At 61.1% G+C, this 15,707-nt stretch carries 14 protein-coding genes; 6 read left to right on the forward strand and 8 right to left on the reverse strand.

What is annotated here, in order from left to right; translation table 11 throughout:
* Together RAK1035_RS08430 and RAK1035_RS08435 are read right to left on the reverse strand one after the other, a co-directional pair.
* A complete protein-coding gene (locus RAK1035_RS08430) occupies positions 1 to 720 on the reverse strand; it encodes an alpha/beta fold hydrolase (RefSeq protein ID WP_008281658.1) in 720 nt (239 codons plus the stop codon).
* Positions 721 to 768: 48 nt separating this feature from the next.
* On the reverse strand, positions 769 to 2,454 hold the full coding sequence (locus RAK1035_RS08435; protein WP_037298029.1) for a thiamine pyrophosphate-dependent enzyme: 1,686 nt from the start codon (positions 2,452 to 2,454) through the stop codon (positions 769 to 771).
* A gap of 123 nt (positions 2,455 to 2,577) precedes the next feature.
* Here RAK1035_RS08435 and RAK1035_RS08440 point away from each other — a divergent pair, with 123 nt between their 5' ends.
* Positions 2,578 to 3,021: an NUDIX domain-containing protein gene (locus RAK1035_RS08440; RefSeq protein ID WP_008281660.1), complete on the forward strand. Its 444-nt coding sequence runs from the start codon at positions 2,578 to 2,580 to the stop codon at positions 3,019 to 3,021.
* On the opposite strand, the gene RAK1035_RS08445 is transcribed toward RAK1035_RS08440, so the two are convergent.
* The 4 genes from RAK1035_RS08445 to RAK1035_RS08460 all read right to left on the reverse strand — a co-directional run bounded on the left by RAK1035_RS08445 (position 2,988) and on the right by RAK1035_RS08460 (position 6,858).
* On the reverse strand, positions 2,988 to 3,866 hold the full coding sequence (locus tag RAK1035_RS08445; RefSeq protein ID WP_008281661.1) for a DMT family transporter: 879 nt from the start codon (positions 3,864 to 3,866) through the stop codon (positions 2,988 to 2,990). The two genes, RAK1035_RS08440 and RAK1035_RS08445, sit on opposite strands and share 34 nt — an antisense overlap.
* A 156-nt stretch (positions 3,867 to 4,022) precedes the next feature.
* Complete coding sequence (locus RAK1035_RS08450; RefSeq protein ID WP_008281662.1) at positions 4,023 to 4,706, reverse strand: aquaporin; 684 nt, start codon at positions 4,704 to 4,706, stop codon at positions 4,023 to 4,025.
* Positions 4,707 to 4,875: 169 nt separating this feature from the next.
* Positions 4,876 to 6,516: a chaperonin GroEL gene (gene groL / locus RAK1035_RS08455; protein WP_008281663.1), complete on the reverse strand. Its 1,641-nt coding sequence runs from the start codon at positions 6,514 to 6,516 to the stop codon at positions 4,876 to 4,878.
* 54 nt (positions 6,517 to 6,570) lie between these two features.
* Positions 6,571 to 6,858, reverse strand: coding sequence for a co-chaperone GroES (locus RAK1035_RS08460; protein ID WP_008281664.1), 288 nt, complete (start codon positions 6,856 to 6,858; stop codon positions 6,571 to 6,573).
* 257 nt (positions 6,859 to 7,115) lie between these two features.
* On the opposite strand from RAK1035_RS08460, the gene RAK1035_RS08465 reads away from it, so the two are divergent.
* Positions 7,116 to 8,036, forward strand: a complete 921-nt coding sequence (locus RAK1035_RS08465; RefSeq protein WP_008281665.1) for a manganese-dependent inorganic pyrophosphatase — start codon at positions 7,116 to 7,118, stop codon at positions 8,034 to 8,036.
* A 152-nt stretch (positions 8,037 to 8,188) separates the two neighbouring features.
* Positions 8,189 to 10,216: an NADPH-dependent 2,4-dienoyl-CoA reductase gene (locus RAK1035_RS08470; protein ID WP_008281666.1), complete on the forward strand. Its 2,028-nt coding sequence runs from the start codon at positions 8,189 to 8,191 to the stop codon at positions 10,214 to 10,216.
* A 6-nt stretch (positions 10,217 to 10,222) separates the two neighbouring features.
* On the opposite strand, the gene RAK1035_RS08475 is transcribed toward RAK1035_RS08470, so the two are convergent.
* Complete coding sequence (locus RAK1035_RS08475) at positions 10,223 to 10,666, reverse strand: DUF4399 domain-containing protein (protein WP_008281667.1); 444 nt, start codon at positions 10,664 to 10,666, stop codon at positions 10,223 to 10,225.
* A gap of 193 nt (positions 10,667 to 10,859) precedes the next feature.
* Between RAK1035_RS08475 and RAK1035_RS08480 the strand changes: the two genes are divergently transcribed.
* Both RAK1035_RS08480 and RAK1035_RS08485 read left to right on the forward strand, forming a co-directional pair.
* Positions 10,860 to 11,765 carry a LysR family transcriptional regulator gene (locus tag RAK1035_RS08480; protein WP_008281668.1) on the forward strand — a complete coding sequence of 302 codons (906 nt, stop codon included), beginning with the start codon at positions 10,860 to 10,862 and terminating at the stop codon, positions 11,763 to 11,765.
* A 182-nt stretch (positions 11,766 to 11,947) separates the two neighbouring features.
* Entirely contained in the window at positions 11,948 to 12,487 is a 540-nt protein-coding gene (locus RAK1035_RS08485) for an NADPH-dependent FMN reductase (RefSeq protein WP_008281669.1), read from the forward strand.
* A 51-nt stretch (positions 12,488 to 12,538) separates the two neighbouring features.
* Here RAK1035_RS08485 and RAK1035_RS08490 read toward each other — a convergent pair whose 3' ends face one another.
* Positions 12,539 to 14,182: an ABC transporter substrate-binding protein gene (locus RAK1035_RS08490; protein WP_008281670.1), complete on the reverse strand. Its 1,644-nt coding sequence runs from the start codon at positions 14,180 to 14,182 to the stop codon at positions 12,539 to 12,541.
* Positions 14,183 to 14,444: 262 nt separating this feature from the next.
* Here RAK1035_RS08490 and aroC point away from each other — a divergent pair, with 262 nt between their 5' ends.
* Positions 14,445 to 15,548: a chorismate synthase gene (gene aroC, locus RAK1035_RS08495; protein WP_008281671.1), complete on the forward strand. Its 1,104-nt coding sequence runs from the start codon at positions 14,445 to 14,447 to the stop codon at positions 15,546 to 15,548.
* Positions 15,549 to 15,707 lie beyond the last annotated feature (159 nt).

Raw genomic sequence — 15,707 nt, forward strand, 5'->3', positions numbered from 1 at the left:
TCATCTCCACCCGAGGAGCACATCGCCAAGCGTCAGGCCATGGTTGAATTGGCCCTGCGCCAGAAATTCCTCGACCTGCGCGATCACGAGCGGGTTATTCATCAGAAAGGTATGCGTGACCGGCAGAGTGATATGATCCGCCATGCCTTCGACACGGGTTGATGCGACCGAGACTTTGCCATCGTCCGGCCCGTCGATCAGGCTGGAAAAATAAGGGTTGAGCGAGCGGGTGCCGGCGATCACCCCCAACTCGAAATCCACAGGCGGAAGGTTTTCCGGCACGCCGCCCGGCCCGGTTTCCAGCTGAAGACCCGCAGGCCCGTTGAGCCAGCGGAAAAGTTCGAGCCCGCCCAGTTCATCCACCAATTCGCTGCCATGGTTGGGCGGGGCCAGCATCACGACCCGGCCCATCTGGTCAGGGCGGTTGTCCTTGAGCCAGAGCCGCAAGAGGATGCCGCCCATGGAATGTGTGACGAAATGCACCCGCGTCGCGCCGCAAACCCGGACCGCAAAGGGCAGCGTTTCGCGTGCGAGCCGCTCGATTTCCTCTTCGGTCGAGGGGTAATCGGGGCTGAAGACGTCATATCCGCGGGCCTCAAGCACCTCTTGCAGGATGACAAAAGATGCATCCGAGCGCGCCAACCCATGCAAGAGCACCACGCAATCGGCCCGCGCCGCCGTGGTCCAGAGGGCCAAAATCAGGCCTGCAAGGATGGTCATTCTGCTCATGTCGTCCCCATAGGCGCAAATGCGCGTGCTGAACAGGGGTCACGCGCCGTCGCGTTTGGCCAAGCCTGCTGCACGCATCTGGCTGAGCGTCATGCGCGGGGTCAGCGCCTCGGTCGAGATCACAAGATCGAGCACGGCACCGGTCGGCGAGGCGCAGGCGCGGGTGAACGCATCTGCGAAATCCTCGGTGCGCTCTACCCGCTCGGCGTGAAAGCCATAGGCGCGCGCGAGGGCCGAAAAATCGGGATTGACCATATCCGTGCCCGAGACGCGTTCGGGATAGTTGCGTTCCTGATGCGCGCGGATGGTGCCGTAGATGCCATTGTTAAGGATGAGGATGACCGGCTGCGCCCCCGCCTGTGCGGCGGTGGCCAGTTCCTGACAGGTCATCTGAAAATCACCATCCCCGGCAAAGCAGAGCACGCGCCGCTCTGGATGCACGACTTTGGCGGCAATCGCCGCCGGGATGCCATAGCCCATGGCCCCCGATTGCGGAGCCAAGAGGCGCATCGCAGCCCCGTATTTCAGGAACCGCCCTGACCAGATCGCAAAATTGCCCGCGCCGTTGGTGATGATCGCATCCTCGGGCAGAACCTTGCGCAGATAGGCTGTCACCTTGCCCATATCGACGGGCGAGGGCAGGTCAGGCAGGTCAAACCCCGCCTCATACCCGGCGCGCGCCTCGGCCCGCCAAGCGGCCCAATCCCCCTGCACCGGCCCACCTGCGTTCAAGGCGTGCGCAAAGGCATTCGGCCCGGCTTGAATGCCCAGTTCCGGCTGATAAACCTTGCCCAATTCCAGATCAGAGCCATGCACATGGATCAGACGTTGCTGCGGCTCTGGCAGGTCAAACACCGTATATCCATCGGTCGAGTTCTCGCCAAAGCGGTTGTTGACGGCCAGAATGACATCCGCCTCAGCCAAGAGGCGGCGCACATTGGGCACCATGCCCACGCCCGCCTCGCCACAAAAGACCGGCGCGTGATTGTCGAACTGATCCTGATAGCGAAAGACCGAGACGACCGGGATGTCGGACGCCGCTGCAAATTCTTGCAGGGCTGCGCGCCCTGCGTCTGTCCAGTTGCAGCCGCCATAGAGAAGGAGAGGCCGCTTGGCCCCTGCCAGCATTGCGCGCGCTTTGGTTACGGCCTGAGCCCCCGGTTCCGGCTCTGGATAGGTTCCCGGGCCGGAGAGCGGCGGCACCTCTGTCATATCGGTCAGCATATCCTCGGGCAGGGCCACCACCACCGGGCCGGGGCGGCCCGTCACGGCGGTTTTCCACGCCCGCGCCACGATTTCGGGGATGCGGCCCACCTGATCAATCTCGACCGCCCATTTCACCATAGTGCCAAACACGGCGCGGTAGTCCAGCTCTTGGAATGCCTCGCGCCCTTTCATATCGGTGCCTACCTGACCCACAAAAAGGATCATCGGCGCACTATCCTGCATCGCGGTATGCACCCCGATTGCGGCATTGGTCGCCCCCGGCCCGCGCGTGACCCAACAGATGCCAGGACGGCCCGTCAGCTTGCCATAGGCGGCGGCCATAAAGGCGGCTCCGCCCTCTTGGCGGCATAGGGTGAAATCAAGCCGCCCGGCTGTGTCGTGCAAGGCATCCAATACCGCAAGATAGCTCTCGCCCGGCACGCCGAAACTGTGCCGCGCCCCCAATGCCAGCAGGCAATCCACCAGCAATTGCCCGCCGTTGCGCGTGTTGGTTCCCATGTCCTGCTCCTTTGTGTTGGTCGCGCGCAAGCTGGCCCAAGGCGGGGGGCAAAGACAACCCCTTTTCACCGGTCGACCTGCCGCCTAGGGTTGGCCCAGTCGATCTTTGCCTCAGGTGTTCTCATGCCTTCGCCCCGCCTTGCTGCCCGCGCCGTGATTGTGGATCAGGGGAGGTTGTTGCTGGTCAATGCCTATGCCGATGCCGCCAGCACGCTGTGGTGCGCGCCGGGCGGCGGGGTCGAGCTGGGCACATCGCTGCCCGAGAACCTGATGCGAGAGGTCCATGAGGAGACCGGATTGACGATCCGCGTGGGCACACCCTGCCTGATCAACGAGTTTCATGCGCCCGCCACAGGCTTTCATCAGGTCGAGGTGTTCTTTCGTTGCACGGTGACTGCAGGAGCGCTTTCGGAGGATTGGCGCGATCCCGAGCAGATTGTAACCCGTAGGCGTTGGGTGACAGAGGCGGAGATGGGGGAACTCCGGTTCAAGCCCGACAGTCTCGCGCGCGTCGCCTTTCAGCGCGGCATGGGTTACGATCCTTTGGAGGAAATCGTTGGTCCCTGAGGGCGCATCGGGATGACCGAGACCGCAACGCCGCCGAGAACCAGCGCGCTTGCCAGCACGAATTCGGCGCTCAGCGCCTCGCCCAAGAACAGCATGCCGCCTGCCATGGCAATGACCGGAACGGTCAGTTGTGCCACCGCCGCAACCGAGGCCGCCAACCGAGGCAGAAGGCTATACCAAAGCGCGTATCCCAAACCGGATGTCACCGCCCCCGACAGCACCGCAAGCAAGACGCCCTGCGGCCCGATCACGATTCCCTCGGCCCCCTTGGGCACCAGCCAGCCGACCAAGAGGCCCACGGGCGCGGCCCAGATGAAATTGGCGGCCGTGGCCATCAGCGCATCGCCTGATTTGCGCCCCGTCAACGAATAGACGCCCCAGCCGATGCCTGCCCCTGCCATCAGCAGGCCATGGATGACGCTCACCTGTGGTCCGCCTCCGGGCCAGAGCAGCCACGCCAGCCCGGCAAAGGCCAGCCCGGCCCCGGTCCAGCGCCGCACTGGCATTGCCTCGCGCGCGAAGAGTCCCCCCGCGAACATGGTGATCTGCACCACGCCAAACAGGATCAGCGCGCCCAGACCAGCATCAAGCCCCCGGTAGGCTATCGAAAATCCGTAGAAATAGATCAAAAGGGCCATGACCCCAATCGCGCGCCCCGGCCCCAACAGGCGCAGGCCACCGCGCAGCACAAGGCACAAAAGCCCCAGCATCACCGCGCCAGAGATCAGGCGGATCACCCCAAAGCTCACGGCATCTATATCGCCCCCGGCAATAGCCATACGGGTCAGCACCGAATTGGCGGCAAAGGCGATCATGGTCAGGGCGGTCAAAAGAAAAAGGCGCATGCCTGTTGCTACCCGCTCTGACGCGCAGGGTATAGTCAGATGATCGTGAAGCTGCCCGCTTTCATCGGTCTACAGATGCTCAAATCCCGACCTTTCCGCCGGATCTTGCCCGCGCCGGGAAAGGGCCGCCCTTGGGCGACCCCAGATGCCGATTGCTCAGCTTTGCGCATCCAACTGGCCGCTGCGAAAGAGCAGGCCCGCCGCGACGGTGCCGATCACCGGGGCGACGATAAAGAGCCACAGTTGCGCCAATGCGGTGCCGCCGACGAATACCGCAGGCCCGATCGAGCGCGCCGGATTGACCGAAACGCCTGTCACGTTGATGCCGACGAGGTGGATCACCACAAGGGCAATGCCGATGGCCAGCCCCGCCAGATGCGCGGGTGCGCCTTTGCCGGTGGCCCCAAGGATCACGACCATGAACAGAAAACTCGCCACGACCTCGAAGAGGAAAGCCGCCGTCATGGTGTATTCGCCCAGATAGCCCGGACCCCAGCCATTCTGGCCCAGCCCGTTTTGGGCAAGGCTGTAATCCGCCTTGCCGCTTGCGATCGTCATCAACACGAAGGCCCCTGCCACAGCGCCCAGGATTTGCGCCACGATATAGCCCGCCGCCGTGGTCAGGGACATGCGGCCCGCCGCAACCGCCCCCAACGATACCGCAGGGTTGATATGGCAGCCCGAAACCGGACCGATGCCATAGGCCATGCCAATCAGGGCAAAGCCAAAGGCAAAGCTGATGCCTGCAAGGCCGATATCGCCCCCGGCAAGCACCGCCGCCCCACAGCCAAAGAGAACAAGAGTGAAAGTGCCGATAAACTCGGCCAGTTGCTTTTGCATTGGAAACCACCTGCTGAACTTGTTGAACAGCGCTAGATTATCGCGGGTTTCAATCTCTGGAATGGGGAATTTTCGGTGTTTGGGTTACGTATTTGATGCCCGGTCACCGTCCAAAAAAAAGGGGCCGCCCGAAGGCAGCCCCGATCCGATTGCACAAGGCAAGCGTGATTTACATCATGCCGCCCATGCCGCCCATGTCGGGCATACCGCCGCCACCGGCGTTTTCTTTTTGCGGCTTGTCGGCCACCATCGCTTCGGTGGTGATCAACAGGCCTGCGATCGAAGAGGCATCTTCGAGAGCGGTGCGGACAACCTTGGCCGGGTCGATGACGCCAAACTTGAACATGTCGCCATATTCATCAGTCTGTGCGTTATAGCCGAACTTGGCGTCAGAGCTCTCGCGGATTTTGCCTGCGACGACGGAGCCGTCAACACCGGCATTCTCTGCGATCTGGCGCAGCGGCGCTTCGAGCGCGCGGCGCACGATGGCGATACCGGCGTTCTGGTCACTGTTGACACCTTCAAGACCGGCCAGTTTCTTGGCCGCCTGAACCAGAGCCACACCACCGCCGACAACGATGCCTTCTTGCACGGCTGCGCGGGTTGCATTGAGCGCGTCATCGACGCGGTCCTTGCGCTCTTTCACTTCGATCTCGGTCATGCCGCCAACGCGGATGACAGCAACGCCACCGGCCAGTTTGGCCACGCGCTCTTGCAGCTTCTCGCGGTCGTAATCCGAGGTGGTGTCCTCGATCTGCTGGCGGATTTGGCTGACGCGTGCTTCGATCTCGGCCTTTTCGCCCGCACCATCGACGATGGTGGTGGCGTCTTTGGTGATCGAAACTTTCTTGGCGCGGCCCAGCATGTCCATGCCGACATTCTCAAGCTTCATGCCGAGGTCTTCGGAAATCACCTGACCACCGGTCAGAATGGCGATATCCTGCAGCATCGCCTTGCGACGGTCGCCAAAGCCGGGGGCCTTGACGGCAGCGATCTTGAGACCGCCACGCAGCTTGTTCACGACCAGCGTTGCGAGGGCTTCGCCTTCGACATCTTCGGCAATGATCAGGAGCGGTTTTTGCGACTGGATCACTTGCTCGAGCAGCGGCACCATCGGCTGAAGGCTCGAGAGTTTCTTCTCGTGCAGCAGGATGAGGCAGTCCTCAAGGTCCGCAACCATTTTGTCAGCATTGGTGACGAAATAGGGGCTGAGATAGCCACGGTCGAACTGCATGCCTTCGACGACATCGGTCTCGGTCTCGAGGCCTTTGTTCTCTTCGACAGTGATGACACCCTCGTTGCCGACTTTCTGCATCGCTTCTGCGATCTGACGGCCAATTTCGGCCTCGCCATTGGCAGAAATGGTGCCAACCTGCGCCACTTCGGCGCTGTCGTTGACGGGGCGCGATGCGGCTTTGATGGCCTCGACAACCTTGCTGGTGGCCAGATCGATACCACGCTTGAGGTCCATCGGGTTCATGCCGGCGGCAACCGCCTTCATGCCTTCTTTGACGATGGCCTGAGCCAGAACCGTCGCGGTGGTGGTGCCGTCGCCGGCCTCGTCATTGGTGCGGCTGGCGACTTCTTTCACCATCTGCGCGCCCATGTTCTCGAACTTGTCTTCCAGTTCGATTTCCTTGGCAACCGATACACCGTCCTTGGTGATGCGCGGTGCGCCAAAGGATTTGTCCAGAACCACGTTCCGGCCTTTGGGGCCGAGGGTTACTTTGACCGCATCGGCCAGAATGTTCACGCCCTTGAGCATGCGATTGCGGGCGTCGGTATTAAAGCGTACGTCTTTTGCAGCCATTTGAGGTGCTCCCGTGTTTGATTTCCGGTTGGATCAGCGTAAGGGGGAATGCCCTTACGAAATCACGCCCAGAATGTCGCTTTCCTTCATGATCAGCAGCTCTTCGCCGTCGACCGTGACTTCGGTGCCGGACCATTTGCCGAACAGAATGGTGTCGCCAGCCTTGACGGCCATTGCGATCAGTTCGCCATTGTCCTTGCGGGCGCCATCGCCGCAGGACACAACTTGGCCCTGGCTCGGTTTTTCTTTGGCGCTGTCGGGAATGATCAACCCGCCCGCGGTTTTAGCTTCGCTTTCAACGCGGCGGACAAGCACGCGGTCATGCAGCGGTTTAAATGCCATCTCTGAGGCTCCTTGGCTCAAAGTTACTCCCTAATGATCCCCGCTTGGAGATCATTAGCACTCATGGGGTTCGAGTGCTAACGGCGCATAGCTAGGGAGTGCGCTGGGGTGAGTCAACCGTTTTGATCCGCAAAAATTTCCTTTTCGACCAACCCCGCTTTGGGATTTTATGCCGCAGTGCAGCATCGGGCAGGTGACAAGCCGTGCCCACCCACCTATAAGGCGCGCAAACCCGCATCAATGACAGGATGACCCCTATGACCACGCTTGTTTTCGGCCATAAATCCCCCGACACCGATTCCACCGGCTCGCCTATTCTCTGGGCTTGGTATCTTAATGAGGTGAAAGGTGCGCAGGCCGAAGCTGTCCTTTTGGGCGAGCCCAATACCGAGGCTGCCTTTCTCCTGCGCAAATGGGACCTGCCCAAGCCGCGTATCATTGCCGATGTCGACGCCGGTCAGCCTTGCGTGATCGTGGACACCAACAACCCGGCAGAATTGCCCGCCAACATCAACAACGCCGACATTCAGGCAATCATCGACCATCACAAGCTGGTGGGCGGTTTGGAAACCAAAGGCCCGATTGACATCACCGTGCGCCCGCTGGCCTGCACCGCGACCATCATGCTTGACCTGATGGGTGACGATGCCGCGAAAATGCCAAGCTGGGCCAAGGGCACGGCGCTGACCTGCATCCTGTCGGACACGCTCGAATTCCGTTCGCCCACGACCACCCCGCATGACCGCGCTGTGGCCGAAAAACTGGCTGCCGATCTGGGCATTTCGATCCCCGACTATGCCGCCGAAATGTTTGCCGCCAAATCCGATGTCTCGGCCTTTTCCGATGCTGAACTGCTGCGCATGGATTCCAAGGAATATGAGGTTGGTGGCAAGTCGTTCCGCGTGAGCGTGCTTGAAACCACATCGCCCGCCATCGTGCTCGACCGCAAGGCAAGCCTGATGCAGAGCATGACCACCGTCGCCGCTGAGGATGGCGTGGATCAGGTGCTGCTCTTTGTGGTGGATATTCTGAATGAAGAAGCCACGCTTCTGGTGCCCAACGATCTGGTCAAGACAGTTGCAGAAAAAAGCTTTGGCGCGACCGTGTCGGGCGATGCCGTGGTGCTGCCGGGCATCATGAGCCGCAAAAAGCAGATCATCCCCAATCTGGCGCTCTGAACGTCATATCGAGATTTCGAGCAGGGCCGCCGATGGGCGGCCCTTTTCGTTTCAGAGGGCCGAATCTGGCCGCAGACGCCATAACGCAGCGTTCCGGGGTGACAATATCGCGGTGCCGCGCCATGGTGCATTCCAGCCAAGGGAGGTCCGCCATGTCCGAATATCCGCATCTTCTGAGCCCGCTTGATCTGGGGCACGTGACCTTGAAAAATCGCGTGCTTATGGGGTCCATGCACACCGGGTTGGAGGAAACCCGTGATTGGAACCGGGTGGCAGAGTTTTATGCGGCACGGGCGCGCGGCGGTGTGGCCCTTATGGTCACGGGTGGCATGGCCCCCAATCGCGAGGGCGGCGTATTTCCCGGTGCGGCAGGGCTATTCACGCCCGAGGATATCACTAATCACCGCATCGTCACGGACCGGGTGCATGAGGCGGGGGGGCTGATCGCGATGCAAATCCTGCACGCTGGCCGCTACGCCTATGGCAAGGAATGCGTCAGCGCCTCAGCCATCAAGTCGCCGATTTCGCCCTTTACGCCCAAGGCATTGGACGAGGAGGGGATCGAAAAGCAGATCGCCGATATCGTCACCGCCGCGCAGCGTGCGCGCGAGGCAGGCTATGACGGGGTCGAGATCATGGGGTCCGAGGGGTATTTCCTCAACCAGTTTCTTGTGACCCACACCAACAAGCGCGAGGATCGCTGGGGGGGGGCGTATGAGAACCGGATGCGCCTGCCGATTGAGGTGGTGCGGCGTGCGCGGGCGGCGGTGGGGGATGATTTCATCATCATTTACCGGCTTAGCATGATTGATCTGGTGCCGGGTGGCAGCACCCATGACGAAGTCGTGCAATTGGCGCAAGAAATTGAGCGTGCGGGCGCTTCGATCCTCAACACCGGTATCGGCTGGCATGAGGCGCGGATTCCCACGATTGCAACCAGCGTGCCGCGTGCAGGTTTTGCCTGGGTTACGAAAAAACTGATGGGCAAGGTGAGTATTCCTGTCATTACCTCGAACCGGATCAACACGCCTGAGGTGGGCGAGGCGGTTTTGGCAAGCGGGGCCGCTGATATGGTCAGCATGGCGCGGCCGTTTCTGGCGGATGCAGAGTTTGTCAACAAAGCGGCGGCAGGGCGCAGCGCTACGATTGCACCCTGCATCGCCTGCAATCAGGCGTGCCTTGATCACACATTCTCGGGCAAGCTGACATCCTGTCTGGTCAATCCGCGCGCCTGCCACGAAACGGAACTGGTGATTGCGCCCGCAGAAATGCCCAAGCGGATTGCGGTGGTCGGTGCGGGGCCTGCGGGCCTTTCGGCGGCGATCACTGCGGCGGGGCGTGGGCACCAAGTGACGCTCTTTGATCGTGCGGCGGAACTGGGCGGTCAGTTGAACATGGCCAAGGTCATCCCCGGTAAGGAAGAGTTTCGCGGGCTGGTGGACTGGTTTGGCACCATGGTGGCCGAGTCGGGCATCGATCTGCGTCTTGGGCAAGAGGTGACCGCCGATCATCTGGACGGCTTTGATGCCGTGATTATCGCCACCGGCGTGATTCCACGCGATCCGGGTATTCCGGGGCAGGATGGGCCGAATGTGGTGACGTATGTTGACGTATTGCGGGGCGGTGCAGAGGTGGGCCACCGCGTGGCCGTGGTGGGCGCGGGCGGCATCGGTTTCGACGTGTCCGAATACCTCGTGCATGAGGGGATCAGCCCGACCGAAGACATCACATTGTGGCGTACCGAATGGGGCGTGGGCGATCCGGCAGAGGTGCGCGGGGGCCTTGCGCCGCAGGGACCGCAGCCAGAGCCGGCCGCGCGCAAGGTCACGCTCTTGCAACGCAAGGCAGAGGCACCGGGCAAGCGGTTGGGCAAAACAACAGGCTGGATTCATCGCGCCGCCCTCAAGATGAAGGGCGTCGAGATGATCGGTGGTGTCAATTACGAAAAGATTGACGCAGAAGGGCTGCACGTGAGTTTTGGCGAGGCCCGCGAACGCCCGACATTGATTGCGGCGGATACCGTCGTGCTTTGCTCGGGGCAGTTGAGCGAGCGCAGTCTGGCCGATACGTTGGCGGCGCGCGGAATAGAGGCGCATGTGATCGGCGGCGCGGATTTGGCCGCCGAACTTGATGCGAAACGCGCGATAGATCAGGGCACGCGGCTGGCTGCCACGCTCTGACGCGGTTTATTCGACGGTGATCGTGATCACTTCGGACACCACGGGTGGGGCGTGCGGCACATGGTTGAGGTCGCCCATCACCAGTTGCAGCGTATGCGTGCCCGGTGCCAGATCAAGCGTGGCCTCTGTCTGACCGCCGCCGAAATGGCGGTGATTCTCATCCGCGGGCAAGCCGACGGTCAGCTCTTGCTCCCCGTCCGGCCCTTCGCCCAAGGGCGGGCGATTGACCAGAATGTGATGGTGGCCTGTCGCCTCTTTTTCAGTGCCGGCAGGGGCCACGCCCATGCCTTTGAGACCAAAGATAACTTTGACGGGTGCTGTAACGGTGGCCCCATCCTCGAGATTGACGAAATAGACCTCGGCCCCTTCAGGTGCGGGGGTATCCCCGGCGAAGAGGGGGAATGAGAGACTCAGAAAGGTGGCGGCAGTGATTGCAATGATGCGTGTCATAGTGGCTCCTCCCTAGGATATGGTAACATAGGTGGTGCGTTGGCCTAACCCGTCAACAATCGCTGCTTGATGTTTCCGTGTTTCCAGCTGGCGAACGATGCCGACGAAATCCAGATATTGTCCGGCAAGCGCCCCAGTTGTGCCTGATTTTCCCGTCACAAAGGCCCTCAAGACGCAATTCAGAGGTATTAGGATGGATCGCCTGACCGAAATGGAAGCCTTCGCCACCGTGGTGGATCAGGGCGGATTTACCGACGCGGCCCGTAAGATGGGCATATCAAAATCCGCCGTGTCCAAGCACGTGTCGTCGCTTGAGGCGCGTTTGGGGGCAAGATTGCTGAACCGCACCACGCGGCGTGTCAGCCCGACTGAAATCGGCCTAGCCTATTACGACCGGGCCTTGCGCGTGCTCAACGACGCGGGCGAAGCGGACGCGCTGGTGAGTTCGATGCAATCCGATCCCTCTGGCCTGTTGCGCATCTCTGTGGCGACAGATTTCGGGGTCAATCATCTCAGCCCGGTTCTGGGCCAGTTCCTTGATGAATTCCCCGATATCACCGTCAACATGGTGCTGAATAACCGCTATGTTGAGCTGATTTCAGAAGGCTTTGACATGGCCGTGCGCATCGGAGAGCTGGAGGACAGCACCCTGCGGGCGCGGAAACTGACCGAGACCACCAAGCGCATGATCGCCAGCCCCGGCTATTTCCAAAAACATGGGCGGCCGCAAAAGATCGACGATCTGAACGAACACAAGCTCTTGCATTACTCTAGCCAAGCGGGCGGGGCGGTATGGAAGCTGACCGCGCCTTCGGGGGAAAAGCGTCAGGTGCGCACGGCGGGTGGTCTAAGTGTGAATGACGGGCAATCCCTGCTGAATGCCGCGATTTCTGGCTTGGGTATCGCCTATCTTCCGTCCTTCCTTTATTCCCGTGCAATGGCGGATGGGCTGGTCGAAGATGCGATGCCCGAGTTGCCGCTGGAATTGCAGGGCATTTACGCGGTCTACCCGCCGGGCCGCTTCACCCAGCCCAAGGTGCGCGCCTTTATAGATTTTCTGGTCCATCAATTCGCCGATAAAGGCCCGGTGGACTGGTAACGTCGTCCTCCTCGCCACGCATGGCGGGTGCCTGCCCCGGCCGCGGTCTGCTCGCCGCGCCGGGGTTTTTCATTCGGTGCCGGTGTGGCGCACAAGCCCTGTGCAGTCACTTCATATTGTCAAATTCCCTCCATCGCCCCAGTTTGATCAGTGAAACTGATAAACCCGTGAGAGGATGACACATGGCTAACCCAAAACTTCTGTTGATTTCCGGATCGCTGCGCAAGGGATCGTATAACCGCATGCTGCTGGCCGAGGCCGCAGAGGCATTCGGCCCCGCAGAGATCAGCGACGGCAGTCTTGATCTGCCGCTCTACGATGGTGATCTGGAAGAGGCAGAGGGTGTGCCAGACGCGGTGAAACACCTCGCGCAGCAGATCAAGGACGCCGATGCCGTGATCATTGGAGCACCCGAATACAACAAAGGGATAACCGGCGTTCTCAAGAACGGGCTGGATTGGATCAGCCGGGTGCCGGGGGCGGCGTTCAAGAACAAGCCCGTTGTGGTGGTCTCGGCCTCTGCCGGGCGCACCGGGGGCGAGACGGCCCAATTCATGACGCTGTCTTGCCTTACGCAGTTACAGGCGCGGCTCGTGCCGGGCACGGCGGTTTTGATCGCGGGGGCGATGAACGCCTTTGACGATGCAGGCAAGCTCAAGGATGAGACATCGCGAAAACTGTTGGCGGAGCGGATGGCTGCGCTGCGCGCCGAGGTCGTCTGAACGCAAAGGGCCGCCCCTGAGGGGCGGCCCGATCTGTTGTGCAGGACGGTTTTACGCGTCGAGCCAGACTTGCTCATAGTGCATTTCGCGGAATTGATGCGCCTGCACGCCCTTGACCTTGTCCGTGTGGTGCAGCGCCTGATTGCGCCAGAAGGGCTGAATCACGGCACCGCTGTCTTGCAGCATCGTTTGCAGCTTGGCCGAATATTCGCGGCGCTTGTCCGCGTCGAAAACACCCAAGGCTTCATCCAGCAGCGCATCGAATTCCGGGTTTGCATGGCCAGATTCATTCCATGCCTCGCCCGATTTATAGGCCAGTGCCAGCACCTGAACGCCCAAAGGACGCGGACCCCAGTTGGTGGTCGAGAAGGGATATTTGGTCCAGTCGTTCCAGAAGCTTGCCCCCGGAATCACCGTCCGCTTGACGTTGAAACCCGCCTGACGCAGTTGGTCGCCGATGGCATCGGTGGTGGTGGTCCGCCAGTCGCCATCAATCGAGATGATCTCGATCTCTGTGTCGCCATGCCCTGCGGCGCGTGCCATTTCGATGGCCTTGGCCGGATCAGCCGCAATCGCAGGCAGTTCGGCATATTCCGGGTGGAACGGAGCCACGTGGTGGTTTTCTGCCGGAATACCCTCGCCATTGATCGAAATGGCCAGCAAAACGGCATTGTCGCAGGCCAATTGGATGGCGTTGCGCAATTCTTTGCTGTCATAGGGCGCGGTATCGGCGCGCATCCGGGCGACGATGGTGTTGGCGGTTGTCTTGGACTGTTTGATCAGACCAAGGGCATCGTAGGACTCGATGAAATCGGCGGTGGATTCGTCGTTGATGTCGATCTCATCGCCATCAAATGCGGCTACGATCGAGGCGTTATCTTCGCCAAAGTCCACAAAGCGGATGCCGTCGAGATAGACATCGCCACCCCACCACTTGCCGTCTTCCCGGCGCTTGACCTCGGCGGCGACGCCGATGTCCATCGAGACAAGCTCGAACGGGCCGGTCCCGATGGGGGCCTTGGCCAGATCGCCATCGTCCCCAAAGCTGGGGTGGACGCAGAGCGCAGGATAGTCGGACATGCCCGCGATAATGGTGATATCGGGGCGGGGCAGATTGAGGCGAATAGTGAAATCATCCACTCGCTCAATGGCCCCATCGAGCGCGCGGCCTGTGTCTGGGTCGATCAACGTGGCCATCCGCGAGGCCATGGAATTGCCTTCGGCGGCTTTGTCGCACCAGCGGTTGAGATTGTGGATCACGTCATCGGCATTGAACGCGTCGCCATTGTTCCAGACCGCGTTCTGACGGACCTTGAGCGTGTAGGTCATGGCGTCATCGCTGACCTCCCAGCCTTCCAACAACATCGGCTGAAAGCTGAAGTCAGAGGCCCAGCGTACCAGCGGTTCGCAGAACTGGCGGGCGACATTGCCCGGCTCGGTCCAGGAATATTTGCGCGGATCAGTGATATCCATCACGCGGCTTGCCACACGCAGCACGCCGCCTTTCTTGGCGTCTTCAGCATATGCGGCTGTGGGCACTGCAAGTCCGAGCAACCCGTAAGCTGCAGTGGCAGAGGCACCAAAGGTCGAGGCGAGCGCCACGAATTCGCGGCGGCTCATCTTGCCGGCGCGGGTGTCCTCGGCCATTTTCGCGACGACCGGGCGCACGCTGTCGTGCGAGGTGTCTTTGGTCATTGTCTTCTCCCTGTTGATTATCATGTTGGGTGCTGTCGTTTTTTGGACAGTCTTGCCGCTAGTGTTAGCAGGGCTTGCGCGCTGCACCAGTCATTTTTGAACGTCCCGGTCTCATTTGGTTCGGGCAACTCCGCCAGTCCGTCACGGGGCAAAGACTACTGCGATTCGATCCCATAGATCGCCTGTTTGCGACAAAAGCCCGCCAAATTAGCTTGAGGCCGGGGCGAGCCGGGGCTAGATCAGCGCCAAAGGAGCCCCGCGCATGAGCCTCAACACCTTTGGACATCTGTTTCGTTTCACCACCTGGGGCGAGAGCCATGGGCCCGCACTTGGGGCCACGGTGGATGGTTGCCCTCCGGGGGTGGCGCTGGATGAGACGATGCTGCAGCACTGGCTGGACAAGCGCCGTCCGGGGCAGAACAAGAATATGACCCAACGCAACGAGCCGGATGCGGTGCGTATCCTGTCGGGCGTCTATGAGGGGCAGAGCACGGGAACACCGATTCAGCTGATGATCGAGAACACCGATCAACGCTCGCGCGATTATGGCGAGATTGCCAAGACATTCCGCCCCGGTCATGCCGATATCACCTATTATCTGAAATATGGCCTGCGCGATCCACGTGGTGGCGGGCGGTCTTCGGCGCGGGAAACGGCGGCGCGAGTTGCGGCGGGGGGCGTGGCACGCGCGGCCTTGGAAGCACTTGTGCCGGGGATCGAGATCAAGGGCTATATGGTCGCCATGGGCGAGATGGAGTTGGACCGCGCACAGTTCGATTGGGACGCGATTGACGGCAATGATTTCTGGCTGCCTGACGCGGCGGCGGCCCCTGCGTGGGAAGACTATCTGCAAGCGCTGCGCAAGAAACATGATTCGGTCGGCGCGGTGATCGAAGTGGTGGCACGCGGTGTGCCCGCAGGCCTTGGCGCGCCGATTTATGGCAAGCTCGATACGGATCTGGCCGCCGCGATGATGTCGATCAACGCCGTCAAAGGCGTTGAGATTGGCGAAGGCATGGCCGCCGCGCGCCTCACCGGCAGCGCCAATGCCGATGAGATTTTCATGGGTGAGAACGGCCCGGAATTCGCCTCGAACCATGCGGGCGGTATCCTTGGCGGGATTTCGACAGGCCAAGAGATCGTTGTGCGGTTTGCGGTCAAGCCAACGTCGTCGATCCTGACCCCGCGCCAGTCGATCACCGTGGACGGAAACCCCATCGAGGTGGTGACCAAAGGGCGACATGACCCCTGCGTCGGCATTCGTGCCGTTCCCGTGGGCGAGGCGATGATGGCGTGCGTGATCCTTGACCACTTGCTGTTGCATCGTGGGCAGGTGGGCGATGGGCCGCGGGGGCACATCGGCTAAAGCCATTTTCTTGAAAAGAGAATGATCCGGAACTTTTCAAAGTCCCGGCGCCTCACACCCGCCCTTGCCGCGAGAGTTGCACCGCCAGCATCCCGGCCATGATGACCAGCGCGCCAGAAGTCATCTGAGCGGACCTATGTCGGTTGTTCCCGAACGCGT

The sequence above is a fragment of the Roseovarius sp. AK1035 genome, from assembly GCF_003288315.1.
GTDB lineage: Bacteria > Pseudomonadota > Alphaproteobacteria > Rhodobacterales > Rhodobacteraceae > Roseovarius > Roseovarius mucosus_A.